Source organism: Stenotrophomonas sp. HMWF023, from assembly GCF_003060985.1.
Lineage (GTDB): Bacteria > Pseudomonadota > Gammaproteobacteria > Xanthomonadales > Xanthomonadaceae > Stenotrophomonas > Stenotrophomonas lactitubi.
The window spans coordinates 1-11,879 of the sequence record NZ_QAIJ01000056.1 but is presented as its reverse complement, the minus strand read 5'-3'; the positions used below and the strand labels follow the sequence as shown (position 1 = coordinate 11,879).

General features: G+C 64.4%; 10 protein-coding genes. 3 read left to right on the top strand and 7 right to left on the bottom strand.

What is annotated here, in order from left to right:
• Positions 1–407: 407 nt before the first annotated feature.
• From DBR20_RS02255 to DBR20_RS02225, 7 genes are all read right to left on the bottom strand, one after another.
• A complete protein-coding gene (locus tag DBR20_RS02255) occupies positions 408–1,295 on the bottom strand; it encodes a DMT family transporter (protein WP_108265042.1) in 888 nt (295 codons plus the stop codon).
• Positions 1,296–1,327: 32 nt separating this feature from the next.
• Positions 1,328–2,392 (bottom strand): UDP-N-acetylmuramate dehydrogenase, encoded by a 1,065-nt coding sequence (gene murB, locus DBR20_RS02250; protein WP_108265041.1) that lies wholly within the window; start codon positions 2,390–2,392, stop codon positions 1,328–1,330.
• 8 nt (positions 2,393–2,400) lie between these two features.
• On the bottom strand, positions 2,401–3,456 hold the full coding sequence (locus DBR20_RS02245; protein WP_089240644.1) for a quinone-dependent dihydroorotate dehydrogenase: 1,056 nt from the start codon (positions 3,454–3,456) through the stop codon (positions 2,401–2,403).
• A gap of 9 nt (positions 3,457–3,465) precedes the next feature.
• Complete coding sequence (locus DBR20_RS02240; RefSeq protein ID WP_108265040.1) at positions 3,466–4,236, bottom strand: class I SAM-dependent methyltransferase; 771 nt, start codon at positions 4,234–4,236, stop codon at positions 3,466–3,468.
• A 7-nt stretch (positions 4,237–4,243) separates the two neighbouring features.
• On the bottom strand, positions 4,244–4,534 hold the full coding sequence (locus DBR20_RS02235) for a DUF4190 domain-containing protein (protein WP_108265039.1): 291 nt from the start codon (positions 4,532–4,534) through the stop codon (positions 4,244–4,246).
• 187 nt (positions 4,535–4,721) lie between these two features.
• Positions 4,722–5,510, bottom strand: coding sequence for an SDR family oxidoreductase (locus tag DBR20_RS02230; protein ID WP_108265038.1), 789 nt, complete (start codon positions 5,508–5,510; stop codon positions 4,722–4,724).
• The gene (locus DBR20_RS02225; protein WP_025874884.1) at positions 5,510–7,042 is read right to left on the bottom strand and encodes an aldehyde dehydrogenase family protein; all 1,533 of its coding nucleotides are present in this window, start codon (positions 7,040–7,042) and stop codon (positions 5,510–5,512) included. The genes DBR20_RS02230 and DBR20_RS02225 overlap by 1 nt, the downstream gene beginning before the upstream one ends.
• A gap of 468 nt (positions 7,043–7,510) precedes the next feature.
• Between DBR20_RS02225 and DBR20_RS02220 the strand changes: the two genes are divergently transcribed.
• From DBR20_RS02220 to DBR20_RS02210, 3 genes are all read left to right on the top strand, one after another.
• A complete protein-coding gene (locus DBR20_RS02220; RefSeq protein WP_108265037.1) occupies positions 7,511–8,968 on the top strand; it encodes an undecaprenyl-phosphate glucose phosphotransferase in 1,458 nt (485 codons plus the stop codon).
• A gap of 144 nt (positions 8,969–9,112) precedes the next feature.
• Entirely contained in the window at positions 9,113–9,547 is a 435-nt protein-coding gene (locus DBR20_RS02215) for a low molecular weight protein-tyrosine-phosphatase (RefSeq protein ID WP_108265036.1), read from the top strand.
• Positions 9,548–9,605: 58 nt separating this feature from the next.
• A complete protein-coding gene (locus tag DBR20_RS02210) occupies positions 9,606–11,816 on the top strand; it encodes a polysaccharide biosynthesis tyrosine autokinase (RefSeq protein WP_108265035.1) in 2,211 nt (736 codons plus the stop codon).
• Positions 11,817–11,879 lie beyond the last annotated feature (63 nt).

Below are 11,879 nucleotides of genomic sequence, written 5' to 3'. Positions count from 1 at the left end.
GCCGCGGACACCCCCGCAACCGGACCCACCCCGCCTTCGACAGATCTCCGCAATCTGTTGGGATGGCATGACTTGCTCTTGGTGGGTGTCGACTTTGGTCGACACGTAGATCCACGCCATGCGTGGATGCTCTTCAATCAATTGTCGAAATGTTCGATTTCGATGGAGATTCATCCACGCATGGCGTGGATCTACCAGACACCCGGAAACTGTCAGAGGTGGGGTGGTGTCGGATTGCGGGGTGTCCGCGGCATGGATGCCGCGGCCAAGCCTACAGGGACGTATTTACGGCGTCCCCGCAATCCGACACTACCCCGCCATCCCACGGAATGCCGCTATTGAAGTTGCTTCGGCTGTTGCAGTTGCTCCGGCCTCTGCGGGTGCCGGGCGCAGCCCGGCCGGAACCCTTACTCTGCCGGCTTGGCAGCCGCGCTCGCGGCGACGCTCGCTGCACGCCGTGACAGCACCGCTTCGCGGTGGGCGATGTAAGCGTTGGCGGCGAGGATGATGCCGGCGCCAATGATCGTCCAGCGATCAACCGTCTCGGCAAACAGCAGCCAGCCGCACAAGGTCACCAGCGGCAACTGCAGGAAACTGATCGGCGTCAGCGCGGAGACCTCGCCCAGTCGTAACGCACGCGTCCACAACAACTGGCCGATGGTGCCCAGCACGCCGGTGGCCAGCAGCCAGACCCAGGCGATACCAGCGGGCCAGACCCAGACGAACAACGCTGGTATCAGTGACAGCGGCACCCAGAACACGTAGGTGTAGAGCACCACGGTGTCGGCGCTGTCGATGCGGGTGAGCTGCTTGATCTGGATCGCCACCAGCGAGCTGAGCACGGCGGCTGCCACGGCAATCAGGCTGCCGGAAGTGAAACCGGCAGTGCCCGGCCGCACGATCACCAGCACGCCGATGAAGCCGACCACCACAGCCGCCCAGCGCCGTACGCGCACCGTTTCGCCCAGCCACAGCACCGCCGCGATGGTGACGAACAACGGCGTGGAGTAGGACAGCGAAACGGCCTGTGCCAGTGGCAGGTGGCCCAGCGCCCAGAACGCGCACAGCATCGACCCCAGGCCGATCGCGCTGCGCACGAAATAGCGCGGTAGCTGCTGGGTCTTCAACGGTGCATGGCCCGGGCGCAGCAGCATCGGCAGCAGCGCGAGCAGGCCGAAGGCATTGCGGAAGAACGCTACTTCCTGGGTCGGCACGTAGCGGGTGGCATAGCGGATCGCCACCGCCATCAGGCCGAACGCCATGGTGCTGCCAAGCATCAGCAGCGCCGCCCGCAATGGGGTGGCGCTGACGGGTAGGACCGGTGTGCTCACCACTGTGCGCCGAGCAGGCGGGGCTCCGGTTCGATCGGTACGCCGAACTTCTCCAGCACCGAGGCGGAGATCCGCCGTGCCAGCGCCAGCAGTTCAGTGCCGGTGGCGTTGCCGTGGTTGACCAGTACCAGCGCATGGCTGGGCGCAACGCCGGCATCGCCCTCGCGGAAGCCCTTCCAGCCGCAGGATTCGATCATCCATGCGGCCGAGACCTTGCGGCGGTCGTCACGGTCTGCCGGAAACACCGGCAGCTCGGGGAAGTGCTGCAGCAGCACCTCCACCTGTTCCAGCGGCAGTACCGGGTTCTTGAAGAAGCTGCCTGCATTGCCCAGCACGTCGGGGTCGGGCAGCTTGCGGCGACGGATCGCGATCACGGCATTGGCGACGTCCACCGCGCTCGGCAGTTCCACGCCCTGCGCCTCCAGTTCTTCGCGGATGCCGGCGTAGCCCATGCGCAGGTCATGCAGCAGTGGCAGCTTCAGCTCAATGGCGGTGATCAGATAGCGGTCCGGTTGCTGCTTGAACACGCTGTCGCGGTAGGCGAAGCCGCACTGTTCATTGTCCAGCCGTACCCAGGTCTTTTCCAGGCAGTCCCAGGCCTCTACGGTCTGGATGAACTCGCCGACCTGTGCGCCATAGGCGCCGATGTTCTGGATCGGCGATGCACCGGCCGTGCCGGGAATCAGCGCCAGGTTTTCCAGCCCGGACAGGCCTTCCTGCAGCGACCACATCACCAGCCCGTGCCAGGACACGCCGGCTCCGGCGCGGATCACCGCGTGGTCCGCACGGTGTTCAAGGAAAGTGATTTCGCGGTTGCCGAACACCAGCACGGTGCCGGACAGGTCGTTGGCGATCAGCACGTTGCTGCCGCTGCCGAGCACCAGCAGCGGGCCGTCGGCCACATCCGGCAGGGCCAGGACCTCCGGCAGCAGCGCGGCATCGTGCAGTTCCAGCAACTGCGCGGCGCTGGCCTGCACGTGGAAGGTGTTCAGTGCCTGCAGCGGTGCGTTGCGGGTCAGGGTCCAGCGCAGCGGGGTTGCAGCGTTGTTGGTGTCGTCCATGGGGGTACTCACAGCGGTGCCACCGCGCCACGGCTGGGCGCCTCGCGTCGGCGTCGGATCGCCTCCACACAATCGGCGACCAGCGCCGGGCCCTTGAAGATCAGACCGCTGTAGCACTGCACCAGAGCCGCACCGGCGGCCATCTTGGCCACGGCGTCGGCACCGGACAGGATGCCGCCGACACCGACCAGCGGCACCGATTCGGGCAGGCGCGCGCGCAGGCGGCGCAGCACCAGGGTGGACTGTTCCAGCACCGGTGCGCCGGAAAGCCCGCCGGCTTCATTGGCCAGCGGATCGCCGGCAACCCGGCTGTGGTCGATGGTGGTGTTGGTGGCGATCACACCGTCCACCTGCAGTTCGCCCAGTACGCGCGCGGCGGCGTCGATGTCGCGCTCGTTGAGGTCCGGGGCCACCTTGACCAGCATCGGCACACGCCGGCCATGCTGCGCAGCCAGCGCTTCCTGGCGCTCACGCAGCTGGCTGACCAGCTGCCGCAGCGCGGTCTCTTCCTGCAGTTCGCGCAGGCCGGCGGTATTGGGCGAGGAAATGTTGACGGTGATGTAGTCGGCCAGCGGGTACACCTTGTCCATGCAGGCGATGTAGTCATCGGCGGCCTGTTCGTTGGGGGTGTCCTTGTTCTTGCCGATGTTGATGCCGAGCAGGCCGCGCCGGTTGCGCGCGCGTTCGACGTTGCGCACCAGCGCATCCACGCCCGCATTGTTGAAGCCCATGCGGTTGATGATCGCGTTGTGCGCCGGCAGCCGGAACAGGCGCGGCTTCGGGTTGCCGGCCTGCGGTCGCGGCGTGATCGTGCCGATCTCCACAAAACCGAAGCCCAGCGCGAACAGTGCATCGATGTGCTCGCCATTCTTGTCCAGGCCAGCAGCAAGGCCGACCGGATTGGGGAACGTCAGCCCGAACACCGTGCTGGGCATCGGCGCGATGCGTGCGGCCACCAGCGGCGTGGTGCCGGTGCGATAGGCCAGGTCCAGAGCGGACAGGCCGAGACCGTGGGCGCGTTCGGCGTCGAGCGAGAACAGGAAGGGGCGGGCAAGCGAATACATGCGTAGGTTTCAGTCCAGCGTGCCGAGGAAGGCTCGGGTTCGATATTCAAAAGAGACCTGGCCGTCGACCGCGTGGGCGGCGAACAGGTCCTGCAGCGCAGCCAGCATCGGCGCGTGGCGCGGATGGCCGGGCTGCGGCGCGTAGGAAGAAGACAGCAGGCGCCCACTCAGGGCGTCCAGGTCCAGGTGCTGCACGTTCGGCAGCTGCACCATGCCGCGCAGACCGGTACCGAACCAGGCCTGCATGGTGGCGTCGTCCTGGTAGCGTTCGGCCACGGCGGTGTAGTCGGTGCCGTAGTCCAGCAGCAGTTGCTCGTAGCCGACCAGGAACGGACTGGCATCGAGCAGGCGCGAATTCCAGTAGATCAGTGCCAGCCCGCCCGGGCGCAGGATGCGCTGCCACTCGGCGCGCACGGCCACGGTGTCGAACCAGTGGAAGGCCTGCGCGGCGCTGACCAGATCAACGCTGGCATCGGCCAGGCCGGTGGTCTCGGCACGGCCATCGACGGCGGAGAACTGCGGATACTGCGGCGCCAGCCAGTGTTCGGCGGCAGCGCGCATCGCCGCGTTGGGTTCGACGGCGACCAGTGGATGGCCAGCGGCCAGGAACTGGCGGCTGGAGATGCCGGTGCCTGCGCCGATGTCAGCAACCAGCGCGCTGGTTGCCACGGCCATCGGGCCATGCAGCCAGTCCATCAGCGCGACCGGATAGTCGGGGCGGTAGCGGACATAGTCCGCGACGCGGCTGCTGAAGCGTTCAGTGCTGTCCGGGGAGGTCATCGTCCTTTCACCAGCGCAGTCCAGGTTTTGCGTCGGCACCGGCGGCCACCATCGCGAAGATCAGGATGGCCACCAGGCCCACCGCAGCGAGGATGTTGAGCCAGCCCATGATCAGTCCGGCCAGGGCCATGCCATCGCCGTCCTGTTCGCCAGCGCGGCGGCGGATCTCGGCGCGGGCCAGGTGCCCGGTGATGATGGCGACGACGGCGGCGACACCCGGCAGCACGGTCCAGCTGCAGATGCCCGCGATCAGGCTGACCACGGCCAGGGCGTTGCTCTGTCGGGGTGGCACGCTCATCGAGTCCTCCGTGGCAGTGCCGACATGATAGTGCCTCTGCCCCGGCAATCCCATGGTCCGGCCAATGCAAGGCTGCCAAGCAAGGTTGGCAACCTTCGGAGCCGGGAGCGGGGTGGCGTTGGTAGGCGTCGACCTTGGTCGACGAAGGCGGCACCAACCAAGGTTGGCAGCTACCGAGGTATCGGCGCTAGCCCATCAATACCTGGCCGCCATCGACGTTGAGCACATGGCCGGTGATCCAGCGCGCCAGCGGCGAGCACAGGAACAACGCGGCGTCGGCAATTTCGCGCGGCTGCCCGAAGCGGCCGAACGGAATCTTCGCCAGGGTGCCGTGGTACAGCGCCGGATCTTCGGTACGACGCCGATCCCAGAGGCCATCGGCGAATTCAATCGAACCTGGTGCAATGGCGTTGACCCGGATCCGATCCGGCGCCAGAGCCAGCGCCTGCGAGGTGGTGTAGTGCGAGAGCGCGGCCTTGGCCGCCGCGTACGGTGCACCGCCGGGACGCGGCTGCTGCGCGGCGATCGAGGATAGATTGAGGATGCAGGCGTCCGACGAGGCGCGCAGCCACGGCAACGCAAGGCGCGAAGCGCGGACAGCGGCCATCAGGTCGATCTGCAGGCTGGCGGCCCAGCCGTCCTCGTCATCGGCCATGCCGTATCCGGTGGCGTTGTTGACCAGCACATCGATGCCGCCGAGTGTGTCGGCGGCGGCCTGCAGCCAGGCGCCGATCAGGGCAGGATCACCCAGATCGGCGGCGAAGGTGTGCAGCTGCGTGCCCTGTGCCCGCGCATCGGCCTGCAGGGCGTCGAGCCCGGTCTGGCCGCGGGCGCAGACCGAAACCTGCGCACCGGCGCCGGCAAACGCCAGCGCCAGTTCGCGGCCAATGCCCTTGCTGCCGCCGGCGATCAACACCCGGCGGCCGGTGAAATCGATCACCGGCTGGCCCTCGCGCAGAGACGCGGTTTCTGCCATCACAGGTCGAACTTGATGCCCTGGGCCAGCGGCAGCGAATCCGAATAGTTGATGGTGTTGGTCTGGCGGCGCATGTAGACCTTCCATGCATCCGAACCGGATTCGCGACCACCGCCGGTGTCCTTCTCGCCACCGAAGGCGCCACCGATTTCCGCGCCTGAGGTGCCGATGTTGACGTTGGCGATGCCGCAGTCCGAACCGGCCGCCGACAGGAAGCGCTCGGCCGTCTTCAGGTTGGTGGTGAAGATCGAGGACGACAGGCCCTGCGGCACGCCGTTCTGCATGTCGATGGCTTCGTCCAGCGTGCTGTACTTCATCACGTACAGGATCGGCGCGAAGGTCTCGTGCTGCACCACTTCATCGCTGTTCTTCAGGCCGGTGACAATGGCCGGCAGCACGAAATTGCCGGCGCGGTCGATGCGCGTACCGCCGGTTTCGATGGTGCCGCCGCTGGCCTTGGCCTTTTCGATGGAGGCCAGGAACTGCTGTACGGCACCGTCGCTGTTCAGCGGGCCCATCAGGTTGGCCGGGTCGGTCGGATCGCCGATCTTGCCTTCCACCTGCTTGTACGCCTTGACCAGCGTGGCCAGCACGTCGTCATGGATGGATTCGTGCACGATCAGGCGGCGGGTGGTGGTGCAGCGCTGGCCAGCGGTGCCGACCGCACCGAACACGATGCCGGGGATCGCCAGCTTCAGGTCGGCGGTTTCGTCGAGGATGATCGCGTTGTTGCCGCCCAGTTCCAGCAGGCAGCGGCCGAGGCGGTGCGCGACCTTCTCGGCGACGGTGCGGCCAACCTGGGTCGAACCGGTGAAGCTGATCAGCGGCACGCGCTTGTCGGCCACCATCTTTTCCGACAGCGCGGTACCGGCGTCGTTGATCAGGAAGAACAGGTCCGGGAAACCGGCATCGCGCAGCGCTTCATTGCAGATGCGCATCGAGGCGATGGCGGTCAGCGGGGTCTTGTTGGACGGCTTCCACAGGCAGATGTCGCCGCAGATCGTGGCCAGGAACGAGTTCCATGCCCACACCGCGACCGGGAAGTTGAACGCGCTGATGATGCCGACCAGGCCGAGCGGCTGGTACTGCTCGTACATGCGGTGGCCGGGGCGCTCGGAATGCATGGTGTAGCCGTACAGCATGCGGCTCTGGCCCACGGCGAAGTCGGCGATGTCGATCATCTCCTGCACTTCACCGTCGCCTTCGGGCTTGCTCTTGCCCATTTCCAGCGCGACCAGCGAACCGAGGGCGTCCTTGTGCTTGCGCAGCGCTTCGCCGCACAGGCGCACGGCTTCACCGCGGCGCGGCGCCGGGGTGGTGCGCCAGACCTTGAAGGCTTCCTGCGCACGAGCGATGACGGTTTCGTACTCGGCTTCGGTGGTGGCGCGGACCTGCGCGATCGGCTCGCCGGTGGTCGGGTTGATCGGGGTGATCAGCTCACCGCCGGTAGCGCTCGACCACTCCCCGTTGCCCAGGTAGGTGCCAGCGTTGATCGCGTCCAGACCAAGGGACTTGAGCAGCTCGGAAGACATGCAGACTCCTGTGTTTCGTTACGTTGTATTTGGTGCCGTCGCGGGCAAGTGGGGGCGCGATGGACAGAACCGTCGATGGTAGCAGAGGGGCGGGAAGGGGCTTGATGCGGTGCAGGAAGGAAATGCTCTCTCGCTGAAATTGTGGTGATCACTGCGCTGGGGCAAGCATGAAGACGTGAATGCCCAGTGTGATGGTGTCAACAATTGGACGCGGGTTGATGCATTTCGGAAAACTTTGATGCAATTTGAAATATTGAAAAATTCCAGCATTTTCAATGTTATAGGACTGGTTGCCGGGTTTGCGCGCGCACCTTCATCGGTAGCTTCCTACCAATTGCGTCAAGTTTCGTACACAATTCATCTACAAGTAATTGACGCCATCGCGACAGTTTCGTGCCGGCTTGGGGAGCCTCGGCATGTGACGGACAGCACGTTTGCTGTCTAGTCGGCTTAATCTGGAGAAGTGCCTTGCTACATGGATCCGTAGAAGATCTCCCCGCACAAGGGGCCCGGGCGGGCCGGAGACGCGTCGAGGCCCGGGCTGCCCTGGAGCTTGGGCTGCGCTTGGGCGACCTGTTGCTGCTGCCGGGAATGGCCGTTCTCTCCCACATCGTGCTGTACGGCGCAGCGGTGCCGAATCAATCCCAGCGCATCGTTTTCGGCGCGGTGATCCTCAGCGCGATCGTCTGTTTCTCTGTCGCACCGGTCTACCGCAACTGGCGGATACGCGGTTTGCTGGCCGATCTCTGGCTGTTGCTGCTGGCGTGGTCTGGGACGTTCGCGCTGTTCTCGCTCTATGCCGTCCTGATCGGGCTCGCCGATGCAGTGCCAGCCACGTGGCTGGTCGGCTGGTATGTCTCCGGGCTGGGCGCGATGGTGGCTCTGCGCGTGCTGCTGCGGGTGCAGTTGCACCGGCTTCGATCCCGGGGAATGGATCGTGAGCGGATCCTGCTCGTCGGCCTGCGTGCCCCGGCGCTGAAGCTTCATCGCCTGCTGCGTGGCAAGCCGGAACTGGGCAAGGAGGTGGTTGGCTACTTTGCCAGTGCTGGCGATATTGCCACCCGTCGGGGCGGCAACGCGCCGCGCTGCCTCGGTAGTCTGGCCGATGTTGCCGGGTACTTGAATCTGCATCGTGGCGAGTTTGACCAGATCTGGGTCTCCCTCCCGTTCGGCGACCCGGCGCCGATTCGCGACACACTCAAACAGATTGAGCGTTTTCCCGTTCCGGTCCGGTTGATTCCGGATACCACCGGGCTTGGTGCGCTGAATCCCAGCGTCCATCAGGTCGGCGATGTGGCCATGATCGGCGTTCGCCAGGGACTGGCGGACCACAGATTCCGCTTGTTCAAGCGTGTGGAGGACATCTTCGTCGCAGGCGTTGCAGTGATCGCCCTGGCGCCGCTGTTCGCCGTCCTGGCCCTTGGCGTGAAGTTGAGCTCGCCAGGCCCGGTGTTCTTCCGTCAGCGCCGGCACGGCCTGGGGGGCAAGGAATTCTGGATGCTGAAGTTCCGTTCCATGCGGGTACACGAGGAAGGGGCGGGGCAGATCACCCAGGCCACCCGTGGCGACCCGCGGGTAACGCGCTTTGGTGCCTTCCTGCGCCGCAGCAGCCTCGACGAGTTGCCGCAGTTCTTCAATGTCCTGGGTGGCAGCATGTCGGTCGTGGGGCCGCGGCCGCATGCCACCCAGCACAACGATCACTATGAACGTGTAATTGAGCGTTACATGCACCGTCACTACGTCAAGCCGGGTATCACTGGATGGGCGCAGGTGCACGGTTTGCGTGGCGAGACACCTGAGCTGCGTTCGATGAAGAAGCGTGTGCAGTACGACATCGACTACATCCGGCGCTGGAGCCCGACCCTGGATGCACGGATCATCGTGCTGACGGTGGTGAAGGTGCTGGGGCAGAAGTCAGCTTATTGACGCAGCTTGACGCGGGTACTGGGCCGTAATGTGATGAATTTCCTGACAATTTCGTCCCCCGTCATGGCCATGTAAGGTATCCTGTAGGGCTGTCACCTTCCTGCTTTGGGTGGTGCCGCACGGAATGCCACAGGATCCGAGTCAGTGTTCAAGAACGTTCTTTTTGTTTGTGTGGGCAACATCTGCCGCAGCCCTTCTGCTGAAGTCATGCTTCGCCAGTCCCTGGAGGGCAAGGGCATCCAGGTGTCCTCTGCTGGCCTGGGAGCACTCGTGGGTCATGGCATCGACGCCACGGCACAGGCGTTGCTGGTCGAGCATGGCCTCAACGGCGATTTGCATCGCGCCCGCCAGATCGACGACGCCATCCTCGGTTCGGCCGATCTGGTGCTCACCATGGAGCGCAAGCACGTCCATCGCATCGCCGAGGTCGCGCCGCAGGCCTCCGGTAAGACCTTCCTGCTGGGGAAGTGGCAGCAGGACCGGGAAATTCCCGATCCCTACCGCCAGCAACGCCCGGCGTTCGAGCATGTTTACAGGCTGATGGCCGAGGGTGTTGAAAGTTGGGCGCGGCACTTCTAGTGACCACCGCGTTGGCCCTTTCGACATCCCGTACCCCTGATATGAAGAGTTCCTACAGATGACCACCAACACCCGTATTCCGACGCAGGACGATACCGATGAAATCGATCTGCGGCAGCTGCTTGGAACACTGATCGACCACAAGTGGTGGATCGCAGCAATTACGGGAGGGTTCTTCGTTGCAGCGGCGGCATATGCGCTGCTCGCAACTCCGATCTACCGGGCTGATGCGATTGTGCAGGTGGAATCGAAAGTGCCAAGCCTGCCAGGGCTGTCGGATCTCTCCCAGTCGCTGGGGATTGGCGCGGGTTCCGCCGAGGCGACGACCGAGATTGCGTTGATTACTTCGCGAGCGGTCGTCGGAAGTGCGGTCAACGCATTGAGGCTCGATATCGAAGTCGAACCCAACCGCTTTCCCTTGTTCGGTGGGTACTTCGCACGAAAGGCTGAGCGGAGCGCCCCGGATGCTCTTGCCGATACTCGCTTTGGCATGACGCGATTCGGTTGGGGTGGGGAGAAGCTGGATGTTTTCCAGCTGGACGTGCCGCGTAAGCTGATTGATCGCCCGCTGACACTTGTCGCCGGGGACAACAGCAGCTATGAGCTGTTCGATGAGCAGGACAACCTGCTTGTGAGGGGCGAGATCGGCAAGGTTGCGGCGGGGCAGGGCGTCACCATGCAGGTGGCCGAGATCCGTGCCCATCCGGGCATGCGTTTCGAGGTGACCCGCCACCGGCACCTTGCCGTTGTCAATGACCTGCAGAAGAAGGTTTCTGTCAGTGAGTCGGGCAAGGACTCCGGGATACTGACTCTGGCGTTCGAGAATGCAGATCCGGAGCTGGCGCAGAATTTTCTGCAGCAGGTGGCGCAGGCCTATGTCCGGCAGAATGTTGAGCGGAACTCGGCTGAGGCCTCGGCGCAGTTGACCTTCGTCAAGGAGCAGTTGCCCAATGTGCGCAGCCAGGTCGATGCAGCGCAGAAGTCGCTGAGTTCCTACCAGATGCGTGCCAACTCGGTCGACCTTACTCTGCAGACCAAGGGGTTGCTGGATCAGGAAGTCGCGGTCGAAACCAGCATCCAGCAGCTGCGCCTGCAGCAGGCGGAGATGGACCGCAAGTTCACTCGTGATCACCCCGCCTATCAGGCGCTGATGCGTCAGATCGGTGATCTGGAGGCGCGCAAGAGCGGCTTCCAGGGGCAGGTGAAGCAGCTTCCGGAGGCGCAGCAGGAGCTGCTGCGACTGACTCGCGACCTGCAGGTCAGCAATGAGATGTATACCGCGATGCTGAACCAGGCACAGCAGCTGGATGTTGCGCGTGCTGGCACCGTTGGCAATGTACGGATCGTCGATGCCGCCGAAGTGGAAGCGACCGAGCCGGTGAAGCCACGCAAATCCTTGCTCGTGCTTGTGGGGACCTTGTTGGGCGCGTTTCTCTCGATTGGCCTGGTGCTGCTGCGGCAAGTCTTGAATCGCGGTGTTGAAGATCCGTCCCAGATCGAAGAGATCGGCCTGCCGGTCTATGCGTCGATCCCGGTCAGTCCGGGGCAGCAGTCCGATTCGGTGCGTGGCAAGTTCCGCGCCGATGGCAAGCTCCATCTGTTGGCGGTCAAGGATCCGGCCGACCTTGCTGTCGAGGCGGTGCGCAGCCTGCGTACCAGCCTGCACTTCGCGCGCCTGGAGGCCAAGAACAACATCGTTCTGATCTCCGGCTCCAGTCCGAACGCCGGCAAGACCTTCGTCTCCTCCAATCTGGCTGCGGTCATCGCACAGGCTGGCCAGCGAGTGCTGATCATCGATGCCGACATGCGCAAGGGTACGTTGCACAAGGCTCTGGGTGCGACCCAGACCCCTGGCCTGTCCGATGTGCTTGTTGGCAAGACCTCGTTGGATGAAGCCATCCGCGCGGTCCCGGGTCTGGACAACCTGAGTTTCATTGCGCGTGGTGATGTACCGCCCAACCCGTCGGAACTGCTGATGCACCGCAATTTCACGGAACTGCTGGAACAGGTGGAGAAGCGTTTCGATCTGGTCATCATCGATACGCCGCCGATCCTTGCAGTAACCGACGCGGCGGTCATCGCCCACCATGCAGGCACTTGCCTGCTGGTCGCGCGCTTTGGCTTGAACCAGCCCAAGGAGCTGATGCTTGCCCGCAAGCGCTTCGAACAGAACAACGTTCAGTTGAAGGGTGCGATCTTCAATGCGGTTGAGCGTCGGGCAACCGGCTACTACAGCTACGGCTACTACGAGTACAAGTCGACCCGATGAACGGGGCGCGGGACAGGGCGCGAGCCAGCGCTCTGGCCGACAGGGAAGTCACGGCAGCTGCAG